This window comes from Xanthomonas sp. F14 (assembly GCF_014199865.1).
In genome coordinates, this window is record NZ_JACHOM010000002.1 from 477,654 (window position 1) to 503,712 (window position 26,059).

Annotated in this window: 23 protein-coding genes; 14 read left to right on the top strand and 9 right to left on the bottom strand. The window is 65.4% G+C overall.

What is annotated here, in order from left to right; all coding sequences use genetic code 11:
* The first annotated feature begins 57 nt into the window (after positions 1 to 57).
* Entirely contained in the window at positions 58 to 1,056 is a 999-nt protein-coding gene (locus tag GGR73_RS10450; RefSeq protein ID WP_184456977.1) for a glucokinase family protein, read from the top strand.
* 454 nt (positions 1,057 to 1,510) lie between these two features.
* Here the strand turns inward: GGR73_RS10450 and GGR73_RS10455 are convergent, their stop codons facing one another.
* Positions 1,511 to 2,245, bottom strand: coding sequence for a 16S rRNA (uracil(1498)-N(3))-methyltransferase (locus GGR73_RS10455; RefSeq protein ID WP_184456814.1), 735 nt, complete (start codon positions 2,243 to 2,245; stop codon positions 1,511 to 1,513).
* Entirely contained in the window at positions 2,236 to 3,654 is a 1,419-nt protein-coding gene (gene bioA, locus GGR73_RS10460; protein ID WP_184456816.1) for an adenosylmethionine--8-amino-7-oxononanoate transaminase, read from the bottom strand. The genes GGR73_RS10455 and bioA overlap by 10 nt, the downstream gene beginning before the upstream one ends.
* A gap of 41 nt (positions 3,655 to 3,695) precedes the next feature.
* Here bioA and nudE point away from each other — a divergent pair, with 41 nt between their 5' ends.
* The 8 genes from nudE to gcvH all read left to right on the top strand — a co-directional run bounded on the left by nudE (position 3,696) and on the right by gcvH (position 9,939).
* A complete protein-coding gene (nudE, locus tag GGR73_RS10465) occupies positions 3,696 to 4,244 on the top strand; it encodes an ADP compounds hydrolase NudE (protein ID WP_016905001.1) in 549 nt (182 codons plus the stop codon).
* Positions 4,241 to 5,041, top strand: coding sequence for a 3'(2'),5'-bisphosphate nucleotidase CysQ (gene cysQ, locus GGR73_RS10470; RefSeq protein WP_016905000.1), 801 nt, complete (start codon positions 4,241 to 4,243; stop codon positions 5,039 to 5,041). The genes nudE and cysQ overlap by 4 nt, the downstream gene beginning before the upstream one ends.
* Positions 5,042 to 5,218: 177 nt before the next feature.
* Entirely contained in the window at positions 5,219 to 6,175 is a 957-nt protein-coding gene (gene mazG, locus GGR73_RS10475; RefSeq protein WP_184456818.1) for a nucleoside triphosphate pyrophosphohydrolase, read from the top strand.
* On the top strand, positions 6,172 to 6,507 hold the full coding sequence (locus GGR73_RS10480; protein ID WP_024939264.1) for a YnfA family protein: 336 nt from the start codon (positions 6,172 to 6,174) through the stop codon (positions 6,505 to 6,507). The genes mazG and GGR73_RS10480 overlap by 4 nt, the downstream gene beginning before the upstream one ends.
* A 213-nt stretch (positions 6,508 to 6,720) precedes the next feature.
* Positions 6,721 to 7,686, top strand: coding sequence for an SPFH domain-containing protein (locus GGR73_RS10485; protein ID WP_024939263.1), 966 nt, complete (start codon positions 6,721 to 6,723; stop codon positions 7,684 to 7,686).
* 3 nt (positions 7,687 to 7,689) lie between these two features.
* A complete protein-coding gene (locus GGR73_RS10490) occupies positions 7,690 to 8,124 on the top strand; it encodes an NfeD family protein (RefSeq protein WP_039526063.1) in 435 nt (144 codons plus the stop codon).
* 164 nt (positions 8,125 to 8,288) lie between these two features.
* Positions 8,289 to 9,398 (top strand): glycine cleavage system aminomethyltransferase GcvT, encoded by a 1,110-nt coding sequence (gene gcvT, locus GGR73_RS10495; RefSeq protein ID WP_184456820.1) that lies wholly within the window; start codon positions 8,289 to 8,291, stop codon positions 9,396 to 9,398.
* Between the two features lie 145 nt (positions 9,399 to 9,543).
* A complete protein-coding gene (gene gcvH / locus GGR73_RS10500) occupies positions 9,544 to 9,939 on the top strand; it encodes a glycine cleavage system protein GcvH (RefSeq protein ID WP_024939260.1) in 396 nt (131 codons plus the stop codon).
* 450 nt (positions 9,940 to 10,389) lie between these two features.
* Here the strand turns inward: gcvH and GGR73_RS10505 are convergent, their stop codons facing one another.
* Positions 10,390 to 10,707 carry a hypothetical protein gene (locus GGR73_RS10505; protein WP_184456822.1) on the bottom strand — a complete coding sequence of 106 codons (318 nt, stop codon included), beginning with the start codon at positions 10,705 to 10,707 and terminating at the stop codon, positions 10,390 to 10,392.
* Positions 10,708 to 10,951: 244 nt separating this feature from the next.
* On the opposite strand from GGR73_RS10505, the gene GGR73_RS10510 reads away from it, so the two are divergent.
* On the top strand, positions 10,952 to 11,431 hold the full coding sequence (locus GGR73_RS10510; protein WP_184456824.1) for a hypothetical protein: 480 nt from the start codon (positions 10,952 to 10,954) through the stop codon (positions 11,429 to 11,431).
* Between the two features lie 590 nt (positions 11,432 to 12,021).
* Here the strand turns inward: GGR73_RS10510 and GGR73_RS10515 are convergent.
* Entirely contained in the window at positions 12,022 to 13,365 is a 1,344-nt protein-coding gene (locus tag GGR73_RS10515; RefSeq protein ID WP_024939258.1) for a serine hydrolase domain-containing protein, read from the bottom strand.
* A gap of 369 nt (positions 13,366 to 13,734) precedes the next feature.
* On the opposite strand from GGR73_RS10515, the gene GGR73_RS10520 reads away from it, so the two are divergent.
* Complete coding sequence (locus GGR73_RS10520; RefSeq protein ID WP_184456826.1) at positions 13,735 to 15,096, top strand: MFS transporter; 1,362 nt, start codon at positions 13,735 to 13,737, stop codon at positions 15,094 to 15,096.
* 418 nt (positions 15,097 to 15,514) lie between these two features.
* Positions 15,515 to 15,868 (top strand): DUF1304 domain-containing protein, encoded by a 354-nt coding sequence (locus tag GGR73_RS10525; RefSeq protein ID WP_046343744.1) that lies wholly within the window; start codon positions 15,515 to 15,517, stop codon positions 15,866 to 15,868.
* A gap of 243 nt (positions 15,869 to 16,111) precedes the next feature.
* On the opposite strand, the gene GGR73_RS10530 is transcribed toward GGR73_RS10525, so the two are convergent.
* The gene (locus tag GGR73_RS10530) at positions 16,112 to 18,586 is read right to left on the bottom strand and encodes an acyl-CoA dehydrogenase (RefSeq protein ID WP_184456827.1); all 2,475 of its coding nucleotides are present in this window, start codon (positions 18,584 to 18,586) and stop codon (positions 16,112 to 16,114) included.
* Positions 18,583 to 19,506, bottom strand: coding sequence for an alpha/beta fold hydrolase (locus tag GGR73_RS10535; protein ID WP_184456829.1), 924 nt, complete (start codon positions 19,504 to 19,506; stop codon positions 18,583 to 18,585). The genes GGR73_RS10530 and GGR73_RS10535 overlap by 4 nt, the downstream gene beginning before the upstream one ends.
* A 137-nt stretch (positions 19,507 to 19,643) precedes the next feature.
* Here GGR73_RS10535 and GGR73_RS10540 point away from each other — a divergent pair, with 137 nt between their 5' ends.
* Positions 19,644 to 20,252, top strand: coding sequence for a TetR/AcrR family transcriptional regulator (locus GGR73_RS10540; protein WP_016902764.1), 609 nt, complete (start codon positions 19,644 to 19,646; stop codon positions 20,250 to 20,252).
* 100 nt (positions 20,253 to 20,352) lie between these two features.
* On the opposite strand, the gene GGR73_RS10545 is transcribed toward GGR73_RS10540, so the two are convergent.
* The 3 genes from GGR73_RS10545 to hslO form a co-directional block, all read right to left on the bottom strand.
* Entirely contained in the window at positions 20,353 to 23,124 is a 2,772-nt protein-coding gene (locus GGR73_RS10545) for a TonB-dependent receptor (protein WP_166770612.1), read from the bottom strand.
* Positions 23,125 to 23,364: 240 nt separating this feature from the next.
* Positions 23,365 to 24,198 (bottom strand): XOO1806 family protein, encoded by an 834-nt coding sequence (locus GGR73_RS10550; protein WP_184456831.1) that lies wholly within the window; start codon positions 24,196 to 24,198, stop codon positions 23,365 to 23,367.
* A gap of 153 nt (positions 24,199 to 24,351) precedes the next feature.
* Positions 24,352 to 25,242, bottom strand: coding sequence for an Hsp33 family molecular chaperone HslO (gene hslO / locus GGR73_RS10555; protein ID WP_024939249.1), 891 nt, complete (start codon positions 25,240 to 25,242; stop codon positions 24,352 to 24,354).
* 74 nt (positions 25,243 to 25,316) lie between these two features.
* On the opposite strand from hslO, the gene mtgA reads away from it, so the two are divergent.
* The gene (gene mtgA / locus GGR73_RS10560) at positions 25,317 to 26,057 is read left to right on the top strand and encodes a monofunctional biosynthetic peptidoglycan transglycosylase (RefSeq protein WP_167709324.1); all 741 of its coding nucleotides are present in this window, start codon (positions 25,317 to 25,319) and stop codon (positions 26,055 to 26,057) included.
* The last annotated feature ends 2 nt before the right edge of the window (positions 26,058 to 26,059 follow it).

Consider the following 26,059-nt stretch of genomic DNA (forward strand, 5'->3'; position numbering starts at 1 on the left):
GGCATGACGCCAGCCCGCGGCCACTTATCAGGAGAATGCGTGAGCGCAAGCAGTCCAATGGAAGCGGTGGCCTTTCCGCGCCCCGACACCTTCGTTGCCGCAGACGTGGGGGGGACGCATGTGCGTCTGGCGCTGGTGTGCGAAAGCCCCGATCCACGCCAACCGGTCACGGTGCTGGACTACCGCAAGTACCGGTGTGCCGACTACCCGGGCCTGGCCGAGATCATGGCCGCGTTCTTTGCGGAGCTGGGCTGCGCGCCGGTGCAGCGTGGTGTCATCGCCAGTGCCGGGTATGCGCTGGAAGACGGCAGCGTGATCACCGCCAACTTGCCGTGGGTGCTGGCGCCCGAGCAGATCCGCCGCCAGCTCGGCATGCAGGCATTGCATCTGGTCAACGATTTCGAAGCGGTGGCGCATGCGGCCAATTACATGGTCGGCAATCAGGTCCTGCAGTTGTCCGGCCCGCCGCAGGGTGCGCCGGGTCCGGCGCTGATCCTGGGCCCGGGCACCGGCCTGGGCGCGGCGTTGTGGATTCCAAACGGCGCCACCCCGGTGGTGTTGCCGACCGAGGCCGGCCACGCCGCGCTTGCTGCCGCCAGCGATCTGGAAGTCGCCTTGCTGCAGGAGCTACGCCGCACCCGCACGCATGTGGCCACCGAGCACCTGCTCTCCGGCCCGGGCCTGTTGAATCTCTACACCGCACTGGCCGCGCTGCGTGGCGTGCCGGCGCTGCATGCCAGCCCGGCCGATGTCACTGCCGCCGCACTGGCTGGCGAGGACGTGCTGGCGCGCGATGCGCTACAGGCGTTCTGCGGCTTCATGGGGAGCGTGGTCGGCGACATGATGCTGCTCTATGGCGTGCGCAGCGGTGTCTATCTGGCGGGTGGATTCCTGCCGCAGATCGCCGCATTCGTGGCCGCAAGCGATTTCGTCGCACGTCTGCTCGACAAGGGCGCATTGCGTCCGGCGCTGGAGCAGGTGCCGGTCAGCATCGTCGAGCACGGCCAGCTCGGTGTGATCGGCGCGGCCAGCTGGTTCCTGCAGCACGGCCGCTGAGCGCCCGCGCATCGCCAGGTGCAGCAGTCTGGCTGCACCAAACCGATCAACTCCACATCCCGTAGGAGCGCATCCGGGCGCGACGAGGCATTCCCGATAACGCCCGGTCGCGCCCAGGTGCGCTCCTACGAGCCGGCGCGGGTTTAGGGCCGGGACGCAGTGGACGGAGCCATCGACATGCAGCGGACGACGCAACGTCGGGCAACTCCACATCCCCCGTAGGAGCGCACCCGGGCGCGACGAGGCATTCCTGATAACGCCAGGTCGCGCCCAGGTGCGCTCCTACGAGCCAGCCGGGCTGTCGGGCCGGGACGCAGTGGACCGGGCAGTCAACATGCAGCGGACGACGCAACGCCGATCAACTCCACATCCCCGTAGGAGCGCACCCGGGCGCGACGAGGCATTCTCGATAACGCCCGGTCGCGCCCAGGTGCGCTCCTACGATGGCGTGGCGCTATAGGTCACCGAACCGCGACTGCAGCGCCGCAATTGCCGCCAGGCCCGCAGTTTCGGTACGCAGAATGCGTGGCCCCAGTTGCAGGCCGCTGAAACCCGTATCGGCGAGGGTGGTGCGATCGCGCGGCGACCAGCCGCCTTCCGGGCCGATCGCCACGATCACATGCGGTTGCGCACCCAGCGCCAGGCTACCCAGACGATGCGCGCCGTGCGGGTCCAGTGTCAGCCGTAACGCCTGCGGGTCGCTGGCCTGCGCCGCATCCTGCAGGCCGTGCGGCGCAGCGACCGTGGGAATGCGCGCACGCCCGGACTGCTCGCAGGCCGACACCACCACGCTACGCCAATGCGCCAGGCGTTTTTCCATGCGCGCCGCATCCAGCTTGACCTCGGTGCGCTCGGCGTTGACCGGCACGACCGCCGTCACCCCCAGCTCGGTGGCCTTCTGCAGGATCAGATCCATCTTCTCGCCGCGCGCAATGCCCTGGATCAGGGTGATCGACAACGGCGACTCGTTGCGCAGCGGCTCGGCACGTTCCACCAGTGCGCGCGCCTCGCGTTTGCCGGCCAGGGTGATGCGCGCGTGGTAGTCGCTGCCGTCGCCGTTGAACAGCACGCAGGCATCGCCCTCGCGCAGTCGCAGCACACGCAGCAGGTGATTGGCCGACTCTTCCGGCAGCGTCACCTCCTGGTCGCAGTGCAGCGGCAGTGCGACATGGGAGCGGGTCAGGCGCATGCAACGGCCTCCTCGATGGCGTGGCGGGTGGTCGCAGCCAGCAGCGCAAGTTGCGCGTCGTCCACGCAGTACGGCGGCATCCAGTACAGCACGTCGCCGAGCGGGCGCAGCACCACGCCCTTGTCGAGTGCGGCGCGATAGGCCTTCAGGCCCACCCGCGCCGCAGACGGAAACGGCGTGCGCTTGTCGCCGCCCTGCGTGAGTTCGAACGCCACGATCATGCCGGCCTGGCGCACGTCGGCCACCGCGGGGTGTTCGCCGATCTGCGCAGCCAGCGTGGTCATGTGCGCGGAGGTGCGCTGGTTGCGCGCAATCACATCGTCGTCTGCAAAGATCTGCAGGGTTGCCAGCGCGGCGGCGCATGCCAGCGGATTGCCGGTGTAGCTATGCGAATGCAGGAACGCACGTTCGCGCGAGTCGTCCAGGAACGCGTCGTACAACTGCTGGGTGGCCAGCACCGCCGACAGCGGCAGGAATCCGCCGGTCAGCCCCTTGGACAGGCACAACAGGTCGGGCATGATCCCGGCCTGTTCGCAGGCGAACAGGCTGCCGGTGCGGCCGAAGCCGGTGGCGATCTCGTCGGCGATCAGGAACGCGCCATGCGCGTCGCACAGTTCGCGTGCGCGGCGCAGATAGGCCGGGTGATACATGCGCATGCCGCCTGCGCATTGCACGCGCGGCTCCAGGATCAGCGCGCAGATTTCGTCGGGCGATTGTTCGAACACCGCCTGCAGCGCATCGGCCGCCTGCAATGCGTAGTCTTCCGCGCTCTGTCCGGGCTCGGCCAGGTAGGCGTCGGGCGAGGGCGCAAAGATCGACTCCAGCAGCAACGGCGCATACACGCGCCGATACAGCGGGATGTCGCCGACCGACAGCGCGCCGATGGTCTCGCCGTGGTAGCCGTTTTCCAGCGCGACGAAACGCGTGCGGCGGTGCTCGCCGCGGTTATGGAAATAGTGGAAGGCCATCTTCAAGGCCACTTCCACGCCGGCCGAGCCATTGTCGGCATAGAACACCTTGGACAACGGCGCGCGGCCGGCCTGGCGCGGCGCGATCGCCAACAGGCGCTCGGCCAGCTGCACGGCGGGCGCATGAGTGAAGCCGGCCAGCATCACCTGCTCCAGTTCGCCAGCCTGGCGCGCGATGGCCGCGCCGATGCGCGGTTCGCTATGGCCGAACAGGTTGGTCCACCAACTGCTGACCGCGTCCAGGTAGTGGCGACCGTCGTGGCCGATCAGCCACGCACCATCGCCACGCGCAATCGGCACCAGCGGAAGTGTGTGCGGGTGCTCGCGCATCTGCGTGCAGGGGTGCCACAGCACGGCAAGATCGCGTTGCCGCCAATGTTCGTCAGCTTGGGAGGCTGCCGGGTCTGCTAGGATTTCGGGCTCATGAACATGTCGATGCATACGCCTATTCTATCGGTCGGCTCCGCCGCTGCGTGCGACGCATGAGTCCGCGCCTGCCAACCATCCACAAGATCACCGATCTGGGTGACGGGCCGTTCCGTCGCCAGCAGCTGGATCTGGAATTTTCCAACGGCGAGCGTCGCCTTTACGAGCGCCAGCTCAGCCAGGGCCACGGCGCGGTGGTGGTGGTGCCGATGCTCGACGCGCAGACCGTGCTGCTGGTGCGCGAGTACGCCGCCGGCGTGCATCGCTACGAGCTGGGTCTGGTCAAGGGCCGCATCGATGCCGGCGAAACGCCGGAGCAGGCCGCCGACCGCGAGCTCAAGGAAGAAGCCGGTTACGGCGCGCGCCAGGTACAGGTGCTGCGTGCGATGACGCTCGCTCCTACTTATATGAGTCACCAATCCTGGTTGGTGCTGGCACGCGACCTCTATCCCGAGCGCCTGGTGGGCGACGAGCCGGAAGAGATGGAGGTGGTGCCCTGGCCGATCGCCCGTCTGGACGAATTGATGCTGCGCGAAGATTTTTCCGAAGGCCGCTCGCTGGCCGCCTTGTTCATTGCGCGCGAGTGGCTGGAGCGCAACCCATGATCCGCATCCCGATGGAACTGCGCGAAACCGTGATCGCCATCGCCCGCGAGGCGGGGGCGGCGATCATGGATGTCTATGCGCAGGATTTCGCGGTGGAGATCAAGGACGACGCCAGCCCGCTGACCCAGGCCGACCTTGCCGCCAACCGTGTCATAGTCGAAGGCTTGCGCCGGGTCACTCCGGACGTGCCGGTGCTGTCGGAAGAATCCGCGCACGTGGCCTGGGAAGACCGCCAGTTCTGGACCAGCTACTGGCTGGTCGACCCGCTCGACGGTACCCGCGAGTTCGTCAAGCGCAACGGCGAGTTCAGCGTCAACATCGCCCTGATCCATATGGGCGCACCGGTGCTCGGCGTGGTGCAGGCGCCGGTCGATGGCCGGGTCTGGTACGCCGCACGGGGCGAGAACGCCTACCGCCGCGATGGCGACCGCGACGAGATGCTGCACACGCGCACGCCGGCGGCCACGCCGCTGCGGGTCGCGGCCAGTCGCTCGCATCGCGACGCGCGCACCGCCGCCGCGCTGGAGCGCATGGGCGAGATCGATGTAGTTGCGCAAGGCTCGTCGTTGAAGTTCTGCCGCATCGCCGAAGGCGACCTGGACGTGTATCCGCGCTTCGGCCCCACCTCCGAGTGGGACACCGCAGCCGGCCAATGCGTGCTGCACGCCGCCGGCGGTGTGCTGCTGGCCGGCGGCACCGGCAAACCGTTCCGTTACAACCGCCGCGACACCTTGCTCAATGGCGATTTCATCGCGCTGGGCGATCCCAATCTGCCGTGGCGCAGCTGGCTGGTGTGAGCACGGCCGACCGCCGCTTGCGCGCTCGCCGGTTGGATCCTGCGGCTGCGCGCAATCCCGATGCAGTCACGTCCAATGCGGTCCCTGCGCATCGTCTGCCGCCAGGTGACGCGGCACGTGCCTGCGGCATCGCCCGGGCACGCCACTCCACTGCACCACACCTGCAAGGAACACCCCATGTCTCAGTCCCCGCCGACCGGCGACCTCCAGCGCCTGCTGCAGCTGATGGCGCGCCTGCGCGATCGTGAGCACGGCTGTCCGTGGGATGTGGAGCAGACCTTCGCCAGCATCGCGCCGTACACCATCGAAGAAGCCTACGAAGTTGCCGACGCCATCGATCGCAACGACCTGCCGGCTCTGCGCGACGAGCTGGGCGACCTTCTCCTGCAGGTGGTCTTCCATGCGCAGATGGCCACCGAGCAGGGCGCGTTCGGATTCGCCGACGTGGTCGCCACGCTCAGCGACAAGCTGGTGCGTCGCCACCCGCACGTGTTTGCCGAGCAACGTGCCGACGATGCGCAGGCGGTAAGCGCCAACTGGGAGCAGATCAAGCGCGACGAACGTCGCGCAGCCGGCCATCAGGACGACTCCGCACTTGCCGGCATCGCACGCGGCCTGCCGGAATGGCAGCGCTCCACCAAGCTGCAGGCGCGTGCGGCGCGGGTCGGCTTCGATTGGCCCGGCCCGGCCCCGGTGCTGGAAAAGCTGCAGGAAGAAATCGAGGAACTGCGCGTGGAGTTCGCGCGTGGCCCGGTCGCCGACAACCAGGCGCGGCTGGAAGACGAGCTCGGCGATGTGTTGTTCGTCTGCGCCAACCTGGCGCGCCACGCCAGGGTCGACGTGGGTGCGGCGCTGCGCCATGCCAATCTCAAGTTCGAGCGCCGCTTTCGTGCGATGGAGGCGCAGGCACAGGCGGACGGCACCTCCCTGGCCGCGCTGCCGTTGCAGCAGCAGGAGGCGCTGTGGCAACGGGTCAAGCGCGGCGAACGCGGCGGTGATCCGCCCGCTCTGGGTCAGGCTGCCGCAACGCCTGTCACTGACGCGCCCGCGGCTGGTGAGCAGGCGCGCGACACTGCGGAGCTGCAGCAGGCCGACGCTGGCAAGCAAGGCGTCGACAAGCAAGGCCGCGCATGACTGCTGCACCGACCACGCTGTTGCTGTTCGCGGCCACCGCGGTCGCCGAGCTGGTCGGCTGCTACCTGCCGTATCTGTGGCTGCGCAAGGGCGGCAGCATCTGGTTGCTGCTGCCGACGGCGCTGAGCCTGGCCGTCTTCGTCTGGTTGTTGAGCCTGCATCCCGATGCCAGCGGCCGCGTGTATGCCGCCTATGGCGGGGTCTATATCGCCAGTGCGCTGCTGTGGCTGTGGTGGGTGGACGGGGTGACGCCGACGCGTTGGGATCTGCTAGGCGCGGCCTGCTGCCTGCTCGGCATGGCGATCATCATGTTCTCGCCGCGCGGCGCCTGAGCGCGCCTTCGCAGCAACGGCTGCGCTTTGCAAAGCGCGGTCGCCTGCGCGTTGCGGCGTGCTGCGCAACGCCGACACGCTGCCCGAGGTGGTCAGCCACAGCGCCGCATGCAGGGTCGTGACCGCCGTTGCCGAAGGTAGGGCGCAGTGGGGAAAGGTGGCGCTAGGGCATACTCCAGCCAAGGATCGACTCGTCATCGCAAGGGGCTGCTCATGTTTCCGACTTCTTTCTTGGCCATCGCCGTTCTGGTCGCTGGCGTCATCGTGTTGTTCAAGACCGTGCGCATGGTGCCGCAGGGCTTCCAGTGGACGGTGGAGCGCTTCGGCCGCTACACCCACACCATGAGTCCGGGTCTGCACTTTCTGGTGCCGGTGGTCTACGGCGTGGGGCGCAAGATCAACATGATGGAGCAGGTGCTCGACGTCCCCAGCCAGGACGTCATCACCAAGGACAACGCGGTGGTGCGCGTGGATGGCGTGGTGTTCTTCCAGGTGCTCGATGCCGCCAAGGCCGCCTATGAGGTCTCCAACCTGGAGATCGCCTCGATCGCGCTGGTGCAGACCAACATCCGTACCGTGATCGGCTCGATGGATCTGGACGAATCGCTGAGCCAGCGCGAGACCATCAATGCGCAGCTGCTCAGCGTGGTCGACCAGGCCACCAATCCCTGGGGCATCAAGGTCACCCGCATCGAGATCCGCGACATCCAGCCGCCGCGCGACCTGATCGACTCGATGGCGCGGCAGATGAAGGCCGAGCGCGAGAAGCGCGCGCAGATCCTCGAAGCCGAGGGCTCGCGCCAGTCGGAAATCCTGCGCGCCGAAGGCGAGAAGCAGGCCGCCGTGCTCGAAGCCGAAGGCCGCAAGGAAGCCGCGTTCCGTGACGCCGAGGCGCGCGAGCGTCTGGCCGAGGCCGAAGCCAAGGCCACCCAGATGGTCTCCGATGCGATTGCCAACGGCAGCGTGCAGGCGATCAATTACTTCGTCGCACAGAAGTATGTGGAGGCGTTCAAGGCGCTGGCCACCGCGCCCAACCAGAAGTTCGTGCTGATGCCGATGGAATCCAGCGGCGTCATCGGCTCGATCGCCGGCATTGCCGAGCTGGCCAAGGAAGCGCTGAACAAACCCGACGCGAGCCATGTGCGCGTGCCGCCGATGCCACCGCGCGTGGGAGGCTGAGCCGTGCGTTGGGACGTGGTGGCCTGGGCGGTGCTGGCGTTGCTGTTGATTGCTGCCGAGACGCTGGTGCCCGGCGCGTTCCTGCTGTGGATGGGTATTGCCGCCGCAGCGGTGTGCGTGCTGGTGCTCGCGTTGCCGGGCATGTCACTGCTGCTGCAGATCGTCGCCTTCGTGCTGCTGAGTTTCGTGTCGGTGCAGGTGTATCGCAGCTGGTTTCGCGGCAAGGGCCGGCAGAGTGATCGGCCCCTGCTCAACCGACGTGCCGAGCAGTTGATCGGTCGCTGCGTGGTGCTCGACCAGGCAATCCACGAGGGGCGCGGCCGTGCCAAGGTCGACGATGCGTTCTGGGTGGTCAGCGGCCCGGACCTTCCGGCCGGCACGCCGGTGCGTATTGTCGGTGTCGATGGCATGACCTTGCAGGTGCAGGCGGCCGGTTGACCGGGCAGGGCACGTGCGTCGTGCCCATGCAGCGATGCTGCAGCGCGGCGCGATAGGGCGCGGCCAGGTCCAGCTGTCGGCGGCGCGTTGCCGCATCGCCTGCGCCGTTTCCCCAGGCACGGCCAGGCGGCGATAATGGTCCTCTTTCCCTTGGACCGGTGCGCATGACCCAGAAGACCATCCTCAACGACACCCATCGTGCGCTCGGCGCCAAGATGGTCGACTTCGGCGGTTGGGACATGCCGATCCATTACGGCTCGCAGCTGGACGAGCACCACCAGGTGCGTCGCGACGCCGGCATGTTCGATGTCAGCCACATGACCGTGGTCGACCTGCACGGTCCGCGCGTGCGCGAGTTCCTGCGCTATCTGCTGGCCAACTCGGTGGACAAGCTCAAGGTCTCCGGCAAGGCGCTGTACACCTGCATGCTCAACCCGCAGGGCGGGGTGATCGATGATCTGATCGTCTACTTCCTGCGCGAGGACTTCTTCCGCCTGGTGGTCAACGCCGCCACCCGCGAAAAGGACCTGCAGTGGATCGGCGAACAGGCCGCAGCCTTCCAGGTGCGCGTGGAAGAGCGCGGCGACTTTGCGATGATCGCCGTGCAAGGGCCCAGCGCGCGCGCCAAGGTGATCGAACTGGTGGATCCGGCCGATACCGTAGCGGCGAGCAAGCTCGGCCGTTTCGCTGCGCTGCAGACGCGTTCGCGCGATGGCGTGGAACTGTTCCTTGCGCGCACCGGCTACACCGGCGAAGACGGTTTCGAAATCGTGTTGCCGCAGGAGGCAGCAGTGGCGTTCTGGAACGCGCTGCTCGCGCAGGGCGTCAAGCCGGCCGGTCTGGGCGCACGCGACACCTTGCGTCTGGAAGCCGGCATGAATCTCTACGGCCAGGACATGGACGACACGGTCAGTCCGTACGAGGCCGCGCTGGCCTGGACGATCGCCCTGGACGACGGCCGCGACTTCATCGGTCGCGCCGTGCTCGAGTCGCAAAAGGCGCAGGGCGCACCGCGTCAGCTGATCGGTGTGGTGATGGACGAGAAGGGCGTGCTGCGGCATGGCCAGACCGTGCTTAGCGCCAGCGGCGAAGGCGAGATCCTGTCCGGCACCTTCTCGCCCACGCTCGGCAAGGCAATCGCGTTCGCGCGCGTGCCGGCCGGCAGCATCGACGCGCTGCGCGTGGACATCCGTGGCAAGCAGGTGCCGCTGCGCGCGGTGAAGTTTCCGTTCGTGCGCGACGGCCAGGCGCAGCCTGGCGTCCTTGGCGAATGAGTCAGACCTCTGCCGGGCGTGCAAACGTCCGGCAGCGTGCGACATCTATCGCCACCCACCGGCCGACACGCGCGTGCACCTGTCTTGTCGTGCGGTCTAAACTAGCCACCTGTCCCCAACCCAACAGTTTCCCCGGAGCACACCCATGAGCGAGATCCCTGGCGACCTCAAGTTCCTCAAATCCCACGAGTGGGCCCGCGTCGAAAGCAGCGGCCGCGTGACCGTCGGCATCTCCGACCACGCGCAGGGCTTGCTGGGCGACTTGGTCTACGTCGAACTGCCCGGCGTCGGCGACACCGTGCAGGTCGGTACCGGCGCGGCGGTGGTGGAGTCGGTCAAGGCCGCCTCCGACGTCTACAGCCCGGTCAGCGGCACCGTCGTCGAGGTCAACAGCGCACTCAGCGACAAGCCGGAAACCATCAATGAAGACGCCTACGGCGAAGGCTGGATCTTCGTGGTCGAACTCGACGACAAGGAAGAGCTCAACGACCTGCTGTCGCCGGACGACTACGCCGAGCTGCTGGAAGACGACGCGCACTGACCGCGCCCCGCCCGTCGCACACCCGGATGGCCGCTCGTTGGAGCGGCCATTTTTTTGTCTGCGTGGCGATGGCCGCGCGTCGATCCCGCCTGCCGATGGCGTGCGTCTTGCCGATCTGCGCGCGACCGACCGGTGCCGACTCTGGATCGCAGTCGAAGCCTTTGCCGATGTTTGACGACCGCGCATTCGCCAGCGGCATGCGCGCGCGACATCGTCGACTGCGTTGCGACCGTCGCGGTGTCGGATTTCCGACGTGAGCCGGTCGTGAGGAGATGGCGTGCAGCCGGTGAAAAATATTTGCAGTGTCGCCTGCATCCAACCTTGGACACGGTGCGCAACGGATGCCGTTGGCAGTGCACGCGGATGCACGCATGGGTCGAAAAACGCGCAATAAGTTTGCGCATTTTTGCTTGTGCGAGGCCTTGGGCAAGCTTGGTCGATAAAAAATTTTCAGCTGGCGGACAGGCGGCGCGTACCGCGGCGAGCGGGCGTGCGCTGTTGTGCCGCTGCAGTGGATAACAGCGTGCGCGTCTGCATCGCTAAAAAAAAACAGCACAAAAGAAGTGCTTTTTTGAAAACGTCGTTGCGCCGCTGCATGCCAAGGGCAGCGGCGCGCGCCACCGCACGGCGTCTTTGGACACGCTCGACGGGACGCGCCGCGACGAGGCGTTGAAAAAAAAATGCAAAAGAGTGTTGACAGTAAAAAAAAGCGTGATTAGGTTTCGCCCAGCAGACGTTGCTGCGAAAGAGAGTGAGCAGAATCGACATCAAGCCGACACGCTTGTTCCCTATGTCCACCGAAGCGCTATCCACGGTGGAGTTGGGTCCGCTTCTCTCCAAAAAAGCAGCAGTCGCTCCGATCACGCACCCGCGTCGCTGTTCGATGCGGGTGTTTCTGTATCCGTCCCGTCGCGCATCACCTGCGGACGGTTCCCGACGACGGCGTGCCGTTGCGGGGTTTGCTTCAACTGGGCGTTTCACCTCCATAGTTCACTGACGAGGAGCCAATTACATGGCCACTGCAAAAGCTGCGAAAAAGAAACCCACTGCCAAGAAGGCAGTGAAGAAGACTGCCGCCAAGAAGGCAGTCAAGAAGGTCGCCCAAAAGGCAACCGCCAAGAAGGCAGTGAAGAAGACTGCTGCGAAGAAGGCCGTCAAGAAGACTGCAAAGAAGGCAACCGCCAAGAAGGCAGTGAAGAAGACTGCAAAGAAGGCAACCAAGAAGACTGCCGCCAAGAAGGCAGTGAAGAAGACTGCAAAGAAGGCGACCAAGAAGACCGCCGCCAAGAAGGCCGTCAAGAAGACCGCCAAGAAAGCGGTAAAGAAGACCGCCAAGAAGGCAGTTGCCAAGAAGGCGACCAAGAAGTCCGCCACCAAGAAGACTGCCGCCAAGAAGCCTGCTGTGAAGAAGGTCGCCAAGAAGAAGCCGGCCGTTCGCAAGAAGAAGGCCGCTCCAGTCGCGCTGCCCGCAACCCCGGCGCCGCTGATCTGATCCGCACCACCCGATCGCCGTAAACATCGAGCTCTCTCCCCGACGCCCAGCGGGGAGGGAGCTTTTTTATTGACGTGCCCAGGGCGTCCGTGATCGAGGAAGTCCCGGTCGCACGCAGGCAGCCGAAGCTATCGCCGCCGGATGCGTTGCGCTATGCGTGACGGGATGTCAGGCCGGGACGTTGTAGCTATCGCCGCACTATCGCCGCTTGCCACCCGCCACCCGCTTTCTCCGGTCCAACGCTAGCAGTGGGCTGGGCCGCTGCGCCGCCCGCCCAACTGACCATCGTCTGTCCCGATCGGTCGTGCCGCCATCGATTGGCGTAGCGGTGCGGTGTGTTGGTCGTGCCAAGCGGGAGTAGATGCATTGGGCCGCATCGTGGGCAGCCACGCTCTCGCTTTTCAGTCAGGTCTGGCGCGCTTACTCGACAAGGTGACTCAGACCTGCGCCTGCCATGACCGTCATCGCATGGCCATGGAGCGATGCCCGGCTTCCGGCCACCGATGTCGATATGCTCGACTCGATTCTGCAGGCCGGAAACGACACAGGCGGCCGAAGCCGCCTGTGCGCGAGGTTGCCGCAACGCCAACTCAGCGCGGCGATGCCACCGACTTGCCCGACGAGGCGCCCTTGCCGGCAGGATCGGGGCGCTCGGCCAGCATGTTCTCGCTGCCGAAGTCGCCATCCACATCGATATCCAGCCAACGCTTGGCGGGCAGACCCAGCGCTCGATCCAGAATGGTGGGCAGCATGCCGGAGGGCAGGCCGCTCTCGCCGTTCCACATGATCGCGATGCCGAGATCACGTTCGGGCAGCAGCGCGACCAGGCCGCGATAGCCTTGCACTGCGCCGGCATGGAAGACGACCTGATGGCCGGCGTAGTCGAACACGCGCCAGCCCAGCGCGTAGCTGGCGGCGTCAACACGCTCGTGGCGCCAACCCGAGCGCATCTCCCCTGGCGTGGAGATCAGCGGCGCGTGCAGCGTCGCCAGCAGCGGCGCAGGCAGCACGTCGGTGCGGTGGCCGGTGTGCGCGAGCAGCCACTGCGCCATGTCGCTGGCGCTGGCATTGACGCCGGCAGCGGGGGCCAGACGGTAGTAGGTCGGCTTGGGCGTCAACGACACCCAGCCATTGCGGCTGCGCACATGCGGGCGCGCCCAGCGCGGGCTGGCCTGGATACCGGCCAGACCCATGCTCGCATCGTTCATGCCCAGCGGCTTGAAGATGCGGCGCTCCACCGACTGCTCGTAGAAGCTGCCGGACGCAGCGAACACCACATCGCCGACCAGGCTGAAGGCCACGTTCTGGTACGCATAGCAATCGCCGGGCGCGCAGCGCAACGGCGCGGCGGCGAGCTTGTGGCTGAGCGAGTAGTAGTCGACGTTGGATTCGATATCGTTGTCGTAGGCGTTGCGGGTCAGCCCGACGCGGTGGCTCAGCACCTCGGCGACGGTGAGCTGCCGGGTGGCGACGTCATTGCTGAGCTGGAACCCGGGCACATAGTCCACTACCTTGCTGTCCCAACGCAGCACGCCGTCGTTGACCAGCAACCCGGCCATGGTGCCGGCGAAGGCCTTGGACAGCGATGCCAGACGGAACACGGTATGCGCGTCGACCGGCTGCGGGTGATTGACGTCGGTGACACCATAGCCGCGCGCGCTCAGCACCTTGCCGCCCTGCACGATCGCCATCGCCATGCCGGGCAGGCGATTGCCGTAGGTCAACTGGTTGGCCATCGATTCGAACGCGGCCACATCGAACCCGGCCGCCGGGGCCAGCACCTGGCTGGCCGGAAGCGATGCACGGTATTGCAGCGGGGCGGTGGGCGACTGCACGACGGTGGCCGGCTGCAGCGCAGAAGCAGCCGGCGCAGGTGTCTGCGCGGTGGAAGAGAGGGCCAGAGGCAATAACGCCCCGAGCAGCCCGATGGCCAACGGTCGGAACCGTCGGCGCCTGCGCATTTGAGTCATGGTTGTCCCGCCTGTTCCACTGCCTCCGACGATTCTAGCGCCGCGCTTTGCAATAGCACAAACTGCCGGAAGATGAATGGGCATCGTGTTGATCCTATTGATGATTTTAGGTTCATAAATCGAACTGCCAGGACCCTTTGCAACGCAATCGGGAGCCTGTGCGGAGACAGCTGCAAGCGGCGTGCCGTCTCCGCAGGCAATCGATTTAGTCGGTGCCGCCCGCTGCTGCTGGTGATGCAGCGCGGCATCGGCTAACTTGCGCGCTTGTTTCGCGGGTGTTGCCGCTGCCATGTCCCTGCTGTCGCGCTCGTCGATGCGAGCGAGCCTTACCCGATGACCAGCCTGTCTTCGCCGCGCTCTGCGGCTGGCCGTCTGAGCGTGGCATTGCGCAGCTCGCCGCCGCTGGCGTGGTCGTTCCTGTATTTCTTCTGCCTGCTCAGCGGCTACTACGTGCTGCGCCCGGTGCGCGAGGCGATGAGTGCGTCGGCGGATGTGGAAGCGATTTTCCCCACCGGCATGATCGCCTTCTTTGCCACGCACGGCATACCGCTCAAGGATTTCACCCTGCAGGTGCTGTTTACCTGCACCTTCCTGATCATGGTGTTGCTGCAGCCGGTCTACGGCGCGCTGGTCAGTCGCTACCCGCGCCGGGTGTTCCTGCCGGCGGTGTATGGCTTCTTCATCGCGACCCTGTTGCTGTTCTACGTATTGTTCGACAGCGGCGTGCCTGGGCGCGGCCTGGCGTTCTTCCTGTGGGTGACCGTCTTCAACCTATTTGCGGTGGCGGTGTTCTGGAGCTTCATGGCCGACGTCTTCAGCAATGCCGAAGCGCGCAGCTACTACGGTTACATCGGTGCGGCCGGCACGCTGGGCGCGTTTCTCGGGCCGATCCTCACCCGCACGCTGGTCGAGCGCATCGGCATCGCGCATCTGATGTTGGTCTCGGCCGGGTTTCTGACCGTGTGCGTGGTCTGCGTGCTGCGTCTGCGCCTGTGGGCGGTTGCGCGCGAGCAGGAGCGACAGCTGGGCTCCGGCGAGGTGCCGATGGGCGGCGATGTGCTGGGCGGGCTCAAGCTGATCGTGCGCGAGCCGTTGCTGCGCTGGCTGGCCTTCATGGTGCTGTTTGGCGTGGGCGTCGGCACCTTGCTCTACAACGAGCAGGCAGCGTTGGTACGTCGGCTCTACACGGACGCAGCGGCGGCCACCGCCTATTACGCCAGCATCGACCTGGCGATCAACGCGCTTACCCTGGTGTTGCAGCTGCTGGTGACGCGCGCGCTGCTGTCGCGTTTCGGCATCGCACCGGCGCTGCTGATTCCGGGCGTGGCGATCACGCTGGGCTATGCCGTGCTGACGTCCTCGCCGCTGCCGATGATGCTTGCGATCGTGCAGGTGATCACCCGCTCCAGCGAGTTCGCACTGGCCAAGCCGGCGCGCGAGACCTTGTACACGCGGGTGGATCGGGAATGGCGTTACAAGGCCGGCGCTGCGATCGACACCGTGATCTACCGCGGTGGCGATCTCACCTTCGTCTGGGTGCACAAGCTGGTGTCGGCATTCGGCTCCAGCGCGGTGTTTGGGGTCGGTCTACTGGTGGCATCGGGCATGACCCTGGGCGCGTTCGGCCTGCTGCGCGAGGCGCGCAAGCTGCCCGCAGAGCGCGATGCGGAGACTGGCAATAAGGTCTCCGACTAGGAGCGGTCAACAAATGGCCTGGTTGCAGCGCCCTTGCCCGCCCACCCTCGCGGGACACGCCGCAAGTACGTCCCTGTAGGCTCTTACGCGGCATCCATGCCGCGTAAGGTCCCACGAGGGTGAGCGGGCACGGACCGGTCGAGATGGTCGGTGTGCACTGGCAAGCAGGGCATGACATGCATTAGCGATGCCGCTGTTTGGACTAGCCGCTTTTACCTTTGGGAGAGCGTGGCGAGCAGATAGATCAGGCTATTGCAGGACACGCCGCCGATATCCTCAGTCGCGACGCTCCGATCATGCATGCAGGTCCTGCACATTCCCCGTCTCTTGCCGGCGCGCCGGGTTCCGTCGCCTGTTCCGAGCAGCAGGGCCGCGATCGCGGCTATGCTGGTCGCCACATCCATCACGCCGATCCGCCATGTCCCTGTTCGCCATCGTTGCCGGCCTGTGCGTCGCTCTGCTGCACGTTTACATCCTGGTCTTGGAGATGGCGTTGTGGACGCGGCCGCTGGGCCTGAAGACCTTCCGCAATACTCCCGAGAAGGCGCAAGCCACGCGCGTGCTCGCGGCCAATCAGGGCTTGTACAACGGCTTCCTGGCAGCGGGCCTGTTCTGGGGCGCGTTGCAGGCCCGCACCGACGTGCTGGGCTTCTTTCTGGGCTGTGTCGTCGTGGCAGGCTGCTATGGTGCCTACAGCGTCAACCGCCGCATCTTTTTCGTGCAGGCCTTGCCCGCGCTGATTGCCCTGGCGTTGCTGTGGTTGCCGCGCTGAGGCCGTGTGCTCGCTTCCTGTAGGAGCGGGCCTGCCCGCGATGAGGCGTTACCGGTAGAGCTTCATCGCGGGCAAGCCCGCTCCTGCCAGGTGTCTACCGAGATTGCAGTTGCTTGGAACTGATCGAAGACACTGGCGGCAGGCAGCGCAGTTGCGAATGCTCGGCCTCCACCACAGCCAGTCTCCACAAACGACGACGGCGGGCCGAAGCCCGCCGTCGTCTGCCGTCACTTGGCCTGCGCCTTATGCCGCTTCGCGCGGCTGCTGGACTTGCGGCTTGTCGTAGTAGCTGGCCGCACGCAGTTCGTGCGGGTCGAAATCGTCCACGGTGATGGTGTCCATCATCATCTCGCGCAACTCTTCCAGCTGCCTGCGCTCGTCGCCGGTGATCACGCCTTCGGCCACGGCTTCGTCCAGCTGCGCGGTGAAATCCAGCGCCTCGATGCCCTTGGTCTTGAGCGCCTTGAGGAACTTGCGCTCCACCGGCTCGGCCAGCACGGCCTTGGCCAGATAGCTGGCGATACGTCCGCCCGGATTGTTGGCGCAGGGGGTCAGAAACACGCCCTGGCCCAGACGGTCGCGCGCTTCGTTCGGCGTCATCAGGATCGATGCCACGCGGTGTCCCAGCCGGTCGCCCGGTGCTTCGGCACGACGGCCCAGCGGGAAGATCAGCACCCACATCAGCCAGCCCACCGGACGGATCGGGAAGTTGCGCAGCGCCGCAGACAGCGCGGTTTCGATCTTGTGCACGCTGTCATGGAACGCCCAGGCCAGCAGCGGCTGATCGGTCGCCGGCGCGCCTTCGTCGTGATAGCGCTTGAGCATCGCGCTGGTCAGGTAGATGTGGCTCAGCACGTCGCCCAGACGTCCGGACAGCGATTCCTTGAACTTGAGCTTGCCGCCGAGCATCAGCATCGACACGTCGGCCATCAGCGCCAGGTTGGCGGAATAACGATCCAGCTTGCGGAAGAAGCGCCGCGTGTACGCATCGCCCGGCGCTGCCCCGATGCGCGCACCGGTCAGCCCGAACCAGAACGAACGCACCGCATTGGAGATGCCGAAGCGGATATGCCCGAACAGACTCTGGTCGAACTCTTCCAGGCCACGACGCGTGTCCGGATCCTGCGCCGCCTGCATTTCCTTCATCACCCACGGATGGCACAGGATTGCGCCCTGCCCGAAGATCAGCAGGCTGCGGGTCATGATGTTGGCGCCTTCCACGGTCACGCCGATCGGCGCCGCCTGCCAGGCACGGCCGGCAAAGTTGCGCGGCCCCAGGATGATGCCCTTGCCACCGATCACATCCATCATGTCGCTGACCACTTCGCGTCCCATGGTGGTGCAGTGATACTTGGCGATCGCCGATGGCACCGATGGCACATCGCCACGGTCCACCGCCGCAGCGGTGGCCTGCGACAACGCGCTGATGGCATAGGCCTTGCCGCCGATCCGCGCGAGCGCTTCTTCGACGCCCTCGAAGCGTCCGACCGACAGGCCAAACTGCTTGCGAATACGCGCATACGCGCCGGTGACCACGGCGGCATACTTGCTGCCACCGCTGGCCGTGGAGGGCAGGGTGATCGAACGGCCCACCGCCAGGCACTCGTTGAGCATGTTCCAGCCCTTACCGACCATCTCCACGCCGCCGATCAGCTGGCTCAGCGGGATGAACACTTCCTCGCCGTGGATCGGGCCATTCTGGAACGGCGAATTGAGCGGGAAATGGCGACGGCCGATTTCCACGCCGGGGGTCTCGCGCGGCAACAGGGCCAGGGTGATGCCGATGTCCTTCTTGTCGCCGATCAGGCCATCCGGATCGTAGGCGCGGAATGCCAGGCCGATCAGCGAGGCCACCGGCGCCAGGGTGATGTAGCGCTTGTCGAAGGTCAGCTTGACGCCAAGCACGTTGGCGCCATTCCACTCGCCCTTGCAGACGATGCCGTAGTCGGGGATCGAGGTCGCATCGGAACCGGCGAACGGACCGGTCAGGCCGAAACACGGCACTTCTGCGCCGACCGCCAGGCGCGGCAGGTAGTAATCCTTCTGTTCCGGCGTGCCGTAATGCAGCAGCAGCTCGCCCGGCCCGAGCGAGTTGGGCACGCCGACGGTGGAGCTGACCACGCTGGAGATCGAGGACAGCTTCTGGATCACCTTGTGATGCGCCAGCGCACTGAAGCCCAGCCCGCCGTACTGCTTGGGAATGATCATGCCGAAGAACTTGTTCTTCTTGATGTATTCCCACAGCTCCGGCGGCAGGTCGGCGTGGACGTGGGTGATCTCCCAGTCGTTGACCATCCTGCACAGCTCTTCGACCGGGCCATCTAGGAAGGCCTGCTCTTCGGCGCTCAGTTGCGGCTTGGGATAGTTGAGCAGCTTCTGCCAATCCGGGTCGCCGGTGAACAGTTCGCCTTCAAAGCCCACCGAACCCGTTTCCAGCGCGATGCGCTCGGTCTGCGACAGCGGCGGCAGCACCTTGCGGAAGAAGCCCATCAGTGGCGTGGTCAGCAGCGGCTTGCGCAGGAACGGCAGCAGCACTGGCGCGGAAATCAGCACCACCAGCACGGCAGCGACGATGGTTGCGGTGAGATTGGCACCCAGCAACCAGCAGGCCACCAGCACACAGGCGCTCAGCGCGACCCAGGTGGCAAGGCGCATGCGGTGATAGGCAGCGATGCCCGCCGCCAGGATGACGAGGAGGAACGGTGCAACGATGCTCATGGTCTTGCTCCAGTGACATGCTCGGTAATGTTGGACGCTGCGATGGTGCCAACCGGGGGCAGTGCGTCCAGATAATGCAACACGGTTGCGGTAAACGTGGTGTTGTCGTCGCCGGCCAACATGTGCGTGGCATCGGGCAGATGCACGTGCTGCGCATGCGGCGCGATCGACAGGAATTCCTTGATGGTGTCCGGAGTGACCAGGTCGCTGCGACCGCCGCTGATCAGCAACATCGGGCAACGCGTCCGCGCGGCGGCGTCCAGCAAGGTCTGTTGTTGTGCGTGCGGATCCTGTCCCGCCAGCTCATCGACCAGCCGTGGATCCCAGTGCCAGTGCCAGCGCCCGTCCGCGCGCTGCCTCAGCAAGGCCCGCAACTGCTCGGCCGTCTTGCGTGGGCGCTGTGGCAAATAGGCTGCAATCGCATCGGCGGCGGCATCCAGCGATGCGAAGCCATCCGGATGTGCGGTCATGAAACGCAGGATGCGCTCCACGCCCGCGGTATCCCAGCGCGGCGTGATGTCGACCAGCACGATCGCGCGAAACAGACCTGGCCAGCGCGCCTCGGCAAGCAGGCCGAACAAGCCGCCCATCGATGCGGCAACCAGCACCGGCGGCTCGGCCTGCTCGCCTGCTAGCACGATCAGGTCATCGGTGAACTGCGTGGCCGAGTAGGGCAGGTCTGCATCGTTGAAACCGGAATCGCCATGGCCGCGCGCATCGTAGGCCAGCGCCCGGTAGCCAGCTTCGGCCAGTCGGGCCGCAGTGCTTTCCCACGCGTGCCGGGTTTGTCCAAAGCCGTGTGCCAGCAGCACCGTCGGCGTGTGGTCCGCGCCCCGCACCGACACCGCAAGCGATGTCTCGCCAGCGTCGATGCGCGAGGTAGACACACGGTGGGCGAGGCTAGGAGAAGAGGTGACCATACCTCATGGTATGGACCTGTCTGGGTGGCTGTCAATACTCCTTGGTATGGACGGTTAAGCCATTGAATCGTGGCAGTTGTGTGTCCTTTTTGTGATGCATACTGCAACTGACTCAAGCGTATGGTTAAATCGCGGCAATGAATGACATCACCGACCCAAGCCTCACCACGCCCCGCGCCACGTCCGGTCGCGGCAACCGCCTCAGCGCGGACGATTGGGCGCAGGCCGCACTGGACCTGATCGCCGAACAAGGGGTGGGTGCCGTCGCGGTGGAGCCACTGGCACGCCGTCTCGGGGTGACCAAGGGCAGCTTCTACTGGCATTTTCCCTCGCGCGATGCCTTGCTGCAGGCAGCCCTGGAACGCTGGGAAATCTTCGAACAGAAGGAAGTATTCGGCAGCCTGGAGGACGTGCCCGACCCCAGCGCACGCCTGCGCGCGCTGTTTCAACTGGTCGCGCACGAAGTCAAGCCGCACGTCATCTACAGCGAACTGCTCAAGGCACTCGATCACCCGGCCGTGCGCCCGGTCATCGACCGCGTCTCGCAGCGCCGTCTCGACTACCTGATCGCCTCGTTCCGCCAGGCCGGCCTGAGCCGCACCGATGCCCAGCACCGCGCCCGGCTGGCCTACGCTGCCTACGTCGGTTTCCTGCAGCTCTCGCTGCAACTGCAGCAACCCAAGCAGGCCCGCGAAGACTTCGAGGCCTATGTCGAGCATGTGATCCAGACCTTGATTCCGGGGTGACCGGCACGCGTTGGATGCCGCGTCCGGTTCCCGGTTTTTAAACTCCAGACGCAACTACGGCCCCATTCGGGGCCGTAGTTGTTTTACGCCGCAGGCTCTATCAGAAGCGCTGGCGGTACTGCATGTACATGTAGCGGCCCGGCAGATCGTATTGCGGATCGAACATGTTGTAGGACGTGCTGTACGCGACCGGCGGATCCTTGTCGAACGCGTTGTTCAGGCCGACCGACACGGTTGCATTCCAAGGCGTGTTGTAACGCACCTGGATGTCGTGATACGTCGTCGCGCCGATGTGGTTACGCGGCGATGCGCCGTCGGCGGTGACGCGATCAGGCTCCGAGCAATACGCCTGGGCCAGCGCTGCAGACAGCGGGCAGACTTCTTCCATGCCGGACTTGTAGCGAATGCCCCAGTTGATGCCGAAATCGCCGAGGGACCAATCGACATAAAGATTGGAACGAATGCGCCAGTACGGATCCTGATTCAGGTAACGGCCCTGGAACTGCTCCAGTTCGGAATCGGCAGTCGCCTTGGTTTCCCAGCTCGACAGGTAGGTCGAATCCCAGCTGATGGTGAACTGGCCGAACGCCGTCTCCGGCAAGCGGTAGTTGATACCCAGATCCCAGCCTTCCACCTTGTACGACGCCAGATTCAACAGCGGCATGTTGATGTTGGTGATGGTGTAGGCGCCATCGGCGTAGGTCGGATCACGCGTGACAAGCGCGCAGTACTGAGCCTGTTCGCCGGCACTGCCGCCGTAGCACTTGTCGAGGATGAACTGTGCTGCCGGACGCGTGATCGCGTTTTCGATCTCGATCTGCCACCAGTCCAAGGTGACATTCAAGCCCTGCGCGAAGCTGGGGCTGAACACCAGGCCCAGGGTGCGGCTGGTCGAGGTTTCCGGCTGCAACTGCTCGTTGGAGGTGTAGGTGAACGGCTCCAGCGTCTGCTTGGCGCCGGTGCCTGCACCGGGCTGCACAAAATTGGCAGGCACGCCGGCTGCGGTGCAGTTCTGTGCCACGACCGGGTTGCTGAGCTGACCAGCCTGGATCGAGCAGGGATCGGCGTAGGTTTCGAACGAGTCGGCGTTACCGGCAAACAGGTTGTTGATGCTGGGCGCGCGGAAGCCTTCGCTGTAGTTGCCGCGGATCATCAAGTCCTGAATGGGCTTCCAGCGGAAGCCGAACTTGTTGTTCACGGTGTCGCCGAAGTTGCTGTAGTCCGAGTAACGCGTCGCGAGGCTGAAGTCCAGCAGCTGGGCGCCCGGCAGATCGGCCAGCACCGGGACCGACAGTTCCAGATAGAACTCGTCCAGGCTGTAGGAGCCTGCAGTCGGGCGTGCGCCGTTGCCGGTGCTGAGGCCCGCCGCAATGAAGGCGTCCGGATCGAACTGGCCGCTTTCCTTGCGGTATTCGTAGCCGGCCGCGAAGGCCAGCGGGCCAGCCGGCAGGTCGACGATGTCGCCGCTGAGATTTGCGGTGTAGCCCTTGGATTCAACCGAGGACGAGTCGTGCGCGGTGAAACCGGTGTAATCCAGCGCCGCCTGGCTGATCGAGCCGCGCGGGCCCAGCGGATTGACCGGGACGCATCCGGGAATCACATCGCCACCGGGTGCGGTGACGCAGACCGGCACGCCGCCACGCAGCTCGGAGGGGCCGTAGGCGTTGTTGAGGTTGGCAAGGTTGAACAGGCCGTAGGTCAGATCGTTCTGATCGGACTTGTCGTAGCGATAGCCCACATCCCAGTCGAAGCTGTGGTCGGCAAATTCGAAGAAACCTTCCAGGCCACCGTAGAAGTGCCAGTTCTTGACGTTCTGATTGAACGAGCGGCCACCGGTTTCGATAAAGCGGCGGTTGACGCTGGTCAGGTTCTGGTCGAAGGGGTTGTAGAGGCTGTCGGCGCTCAAGGTCAGGCCGGTGACCGGCATTGCCGCCAGCAACTGCTCCGACTTGCGCTCGTTGTACATCGCCTCGGTGCGGAACGTCACGTTGTCGGTGAAGTTGAAAGTACCTTGAGCGAACAGCGAGGTGCGTTCCTGCGGGGTCAGCAGGTAGTTGTCCGGCGCGGTGTTGTAACCGTGGACATTGGCCACGTAAGGCGTTTCGACGCCATTGATCAGGATGCGGCGTGCACCGTTGCGCACATACGAACCCGGAAATCCGGTGCCGCTCTGGCCGCTGAAGAACGGAGGACCGCCAGCGGAGATCTGCCGATCGCCCGCCATGACGGACTCTTCCTGCACGTACGAAGCGCCCAGCAGCAGGCTTGCGCGATCGGTGGTGGTGCCGATCGTGAAGTCGTAGGCCTGGCGCTGGCCATCGCCATCGCTGTACTGGCCAACGTTGACGCCTGCCTCGGCACCGTCGAAGTTCTTGCGGGTGATGATATTCACCACGCCGGCAATGGCATCGGAGCCGTAAATCGTCGACGCGCCATCCTTCAGGATGTCGATGCGCTCAACCATCGCAGTCGGAATGGTGTTGAGGTCGACGCTGCCGTCCAGACCCGTGGTCCAGCGGCGGCCGTTGACCAGCACCAGGGTACGTGCGCTGCCGAGGTTGCGCAGCGCGATGCCTGAGCTGCCGTCGCCGCCGTTATTGAAGGTGCGGTTCAGCGCCGCGCCGTTGGCTGCCACGCGCTGCAACACATCGGCAACAGAGGTGACGCCCTGCTTGTCGATGTCCTGACGGGTCAGCGTCAGAACGGGCTGCGACGTTTCAACGTCTGCGCTCTTGATGCGCGAACCGGTCACTTCGATCTTGTCGAGGTTGGTGGTGCCGGCTTCCTGAGCGATGGCGGTACCGGTACCGCCGACGCCCACGACAAGCGCGAGGACGACTGCATCGCGCAGCTTGTTGGACTTGCAATTCATTAGCTCTCTCTCCAAGTGATCTTGGGTACTGCCAAGGGTTGTTTGCCTGTCGGGGGTCCGAAAGAAGCGGATCCAAAACGTCAGGGTGAACCGATGGTATATGCGTTATGCGAGAAATTAAAGTCCCGTTAACGAAAAAGAAGAAAGACGTGAAAGGCTGCCGCAGGCCGGGTGCTGGAACGCAAAACGCCACCGGCTGCAAGCCGGTGGCGCCAGGTAAAATAATTTAAAATCAATTACTTAGAGGTCTTGCTCATACCGAACGTACGGGATCGTGCCGTCGCTGTTGCTCTCGTTGCTCGGCGCAAACGGGTTCTTGCCGCGGGAGATGACGTTCTCTGCGCCGACGGTCAGCTGGCCGCTCCAGGGGGTGCGCCAGGTCAGACCCAGGCCCAGACCTTCCCACTTTTCCGGCTGGCCGGGGACGTCGACGACGCGGCCGATGACGTTGGCGCTGAAGGCACCGTAGCCGCCTCCGACGCTCAGGGTCTTGCTGTCCCACTGGTCGGCGATCGCCGGCGAAACGTCGGCCAGCGGTACCAGGCGCGCGCGCGCATAGGTGCCGCCGATCGAAACGAAGCCTTCGCGGCCGATGTTCTTCTGTCCGAACACGGTCAGGTCGTTCTGTTCGACGCGGGTCAGCGGTGCCTTGCCGGCGCCGACCAACCAGGCCGGCAGGGTATCGCGGCCGGTACCTGCAGTGACGCCGGCGCGTGCGCCGCCACGGTTGAAGCCCAGGGTTGCCGACACGCGGCGCGATGCGGCGGCGCTGTCTTCTTCGTCATCGCCGATGCCTGCGAGCAGGCAGTGGCTGGCGAGTCCGTTGATGTTGGTGCCGCGGCTGCTGTTGCAGATCAAGCCCAGCGAATCGCCGGAGGTCAGGCCGAACGCCGCGTCCAGCGAGTTGCGGCCGAAGTGCCAGCGTGCACCGGCCCTCTGCTCGCCGGTGGGCTCCAAGTACAGAAAGGCTTCGACCTTGCCGCTGCCCTTGTTCCACACCGGCAGGATGGTGCTTTCACGTACCTGCTGGGTCGACTGCGCATGCACACCCGTAGCCGCCGCAAGGGCAACCATCAGAGCAAGCGGAAGGCGCAGTAGGTGTCGCATACCAGAGTTCAGACCCAGCGGCAGTTGTTAAGTTCCCGGAAGCGGGCAGTCGGAATGCTAGGGTGTTTATGATTATTTAACAAGTACTCACGATCCCCGGATCGCACCTGTCAAACCTTTCTACTGCAACCGTTCCGGCGCCTCCTGCAGGGGGCGCGCCTCGCTGAAAAGTACGTCCAGTGCGGTCAACGGAAAGTGATACTCACGCCCACAGAACTCGCAGCGGACCTCGACCTCGCCGGTCGCCTCGGCAGCGGCACGGGCCTCGTCTTCGCCCAGGGACTGCAGCATCGAGGCGACCCGCTCGCGCGAGCAAGAGCAGCCGAAGCTGAGCGGCTTGCTGCCCAGTAATTGGGTGTCTTCCTCGTGGAACAACCGGTGCAGCAGGTCCTCGCTGGCGACCGAGAGCAATTCCGGTGCGCCCAGGGTGTCGAACAGCGCGCCGATGCGGGTCCAGCCATCGGTGTCGCCCTCGTCGCCGGGCAGCTTTTGCAGCAACAGGCCAGCGGCCTGATCCGGGCCGGCGGCCAGCAGCAGGCGGGTCGGCAGTTGCTCGGACTGCTGGAAATAAGTTTCGAACGCTTCGGCCAGATCCGGCGCCTGCATGCCGACCAGGCTCTGGTAGCGCTGCGGTTCGCGGGGGTCCAGGCCGGGGTTCTCGATGGTGATGGCCAGCAGCGCGGCCTCACCCAGTTCGCGCAGGTCGGCGGGCGCATCGGCGCCGTCGGCCAGCTGCACGATGCCGCGCAAGGTGCCGGCCGCGGTGCATTCGGCGAACAGGGTGCGCAGCGTCTGGTTGCCGCGCAGCTGCACCGACAGACGCCCGTCGACCTTGGTGTGGCCGGTGAACAGGGCGGCGGCCACCGCCGCCTCGCCGAGCAACTGGCGTGCGGCGGGCGGGTAGTCGGCGGCCCCCTGGATGTCGTGCCAGGCCTGGGTCAGGCGGACATGGACGCCGCGCACGCCGGCAGCAGGCAGCAGGAAACGGGAAAGCTGATCGTGATCGGTCATGGGAACATCGGACGTAAGGGACGCCGGTTGCCGGATAATGCAACGAGCATCGGGATGAAAGGTCGTAGCGAACAATGGGGACGGATGCATTGGATGGCAAGCAGGTGGCGCCACCGCGGCGCGCGGGTCGCTGGCTGCGTTGGCTGTTGGCAGCGCCGCTGCTGTTTGCCGCCGCGAGCGTGCTGCAGGTGCTGGTGCTGCGGGTGGTCGATCCGCCGATCAGCAGCATGATGGTGGGGCGTTATCTGGAAGCCTGGGGCGAGGGCGATTGGGATTTTTCGCTGCACCAGCAATGGCGCGACTACGACGGGATCGCCGCCAGCCTGCCGATTTCGGTGGTGGCTGCGGAGGATCAGCAGTTTCCGGTGCATCACGGCTTCGACCTGCAGGCGATCGAAAAGGCGCGCGATCACAATGCGCGCGGTGGGCGCGTGCGCGGGGCCAGCACGATCAGTCAGCAGGTCGCCAAGAACGTGTTCCTGTGGCAGGGCCGCAGTTGGGTACGCAAGGGCCTGGAGGCCTGGTACACGGTGCTGATCGAGTTGCTGTGGCCGAAGCAGCGCATTCTGGAGATGTATCTCAACGTGGCCGAGTTCGGTGACGGGGTGTATGGCGCGCAGGCCGCTGCCCGGCAATTCTGGGGCAAGGATGCGGCTGGGTTGTCACCGACCGAGTCGGCGCGCCTGGCGGCGGTGCTGCCCTCGCCACGCCGTTATGACGCGCGTCGGCCCGGCGCCTATGTGCAACGGCGGACGGCATGGATCCAGCGGCAGGCACGCCAGCTGGGTGGCCCTGCGTACCTGCAGGCGCCGTGAGC

Coding starts and splice junctions, on each gene's coding strand:
- GGR73_RS10450 (WP_184456977.1), top strand. CDS start 58: ATGGAAGCGGTGGCCTTTCCGCGCCCCGACACCTTCGTTGCCGCAGAC.
- GGR73_RS10455 (WP_184456814.1), bottom strand. CDS start 2,245: ATGCGCCTGACCCGCTCCCATGTCGCACTGCCGCTGCACTGCGACCAG.
- bioA (WP_184456816.1), bottom strand. CDS start 3,654: ATGCATCGACATGTTCATGAGCCCGAAATCCTAGCAGACCCGGCAGCC.
- nudE (WP_016905001.1), top strand. CDS start 3,696: ATGAGTCCGCGCCTGCCAACCATCCACAAGATCACCGATCTGGGTGAC.
- cysQ (WP_016905000.1), top strand. CDS start 4,241: ATGATCCGCATCCCGATGGAACTGCGCGAAACCGTGATCGCCATCGCC.
- mazG (WP_184456818.1), top strand. CDS start 5,219: ATGTCTCAGTCCCCGCCGACCGGCGACCTCCAGCGCCTGCTGCAGCTG.
- GGR73_RS10480 (WP_024939264.1), top strand. CDS start 6,172: ATGACTGCTGCACCGACCACGCTGTTGCTGTTCGCGGCCACCGCGGTC.
- GGR73_RS10485 (WP_024939263.1), top strand. CDS start 6,721: ATGTTTCCGACTTCTTTCTTGGCCATCGCCGTTCTGGTCGCTGGCGTC.
- gcvT (WP_184456820.1), top strand. CDS start 8,289: ATGACCCAGAAGACCATCCTCAACGACACCCATCGTGCGCTCGGCGCC.
- gcvH (WP_024939260.1), top strand. CDS start 9,544: ATGAGCGAGATCCCTGGCGACCTCAAGTTCCTCAAATCCCACGAGTGG.
- GGR73_RS10505 (WP_184456822.1), bottom strand. CDS start 10,707: ATGTCGATTCTGCTCACTCTCTTTCGCAGCAACGTCTGCTGGGCGAAA.
- GGR73_RS10510 (WP_184456824.1), top strand. CDS start 10,952: ATGGCCACTGCAAAAGCTGCGAAAAAGAAACCCACTGCCAAGAAGGCA.
- GGR73_RS10520 (WP_184456826.1), top strand. CDS start 13,735: ATGACCAGCCTGTCTTCGCCGCGCTCTGCGGCTGGCCGTCTGAGCGTG.
- GGR73_RS10525 (WP_046343744.1), top strand. CDS start 15,515: ATGTCCCTGTTCGCCATCGTTGCCGGCCTGTGCGTCGCTCTGCTGCAC.
- GGR73_RS10530 (WP_184456827.1), bottom strand. CDS start 18,586: ATGAGCATCGTTGCACCGTTCCTCCTCGTCATCCTGGCGGCGGGCATC.
- GGR73_RS10535 (WP_184456829.1), bottom strand. CDS start 19,506: ATGGTCACCTCTTCTCCTAGCCTCGCCCACCGTGTGTCTACCTCGCGC.
- GGR73_RS10540 (WP_016902764.1), top strand. CDS start 19,644: ATGAATGACATCACCGACCCAAGCCTCACCACGCCCCGCGCCACGTCC.
- GGR73_RS10545 (WP_166770612.1), bottom strand. CDS start 23,124: ATGAATTGCAAGTCCAACAAGCTGCGCGATGCAGTCGTCCTCGCGCTT.
- GGR73_RS10550 (WP_184456831.1), bottom strand. CDS start 24,198: ATGGTTGCCCTTGCGGCGGCTACGGGTGTGCATGCGCAGTCGACCCAG.
- hslO (WP_024939249.1), bottom strand. CDS start 25,242: ATGACCGATCACGATCAGCTTTCCCGTTTCCTGCTGCCTGCTGCCGGC.
- mtgA (WP_167709324.1), top strand. CDS start 25,317: ATGGGGACGGATGCATTGGATGGCAAGCAGGTGGCGCCACCGCGGCGC.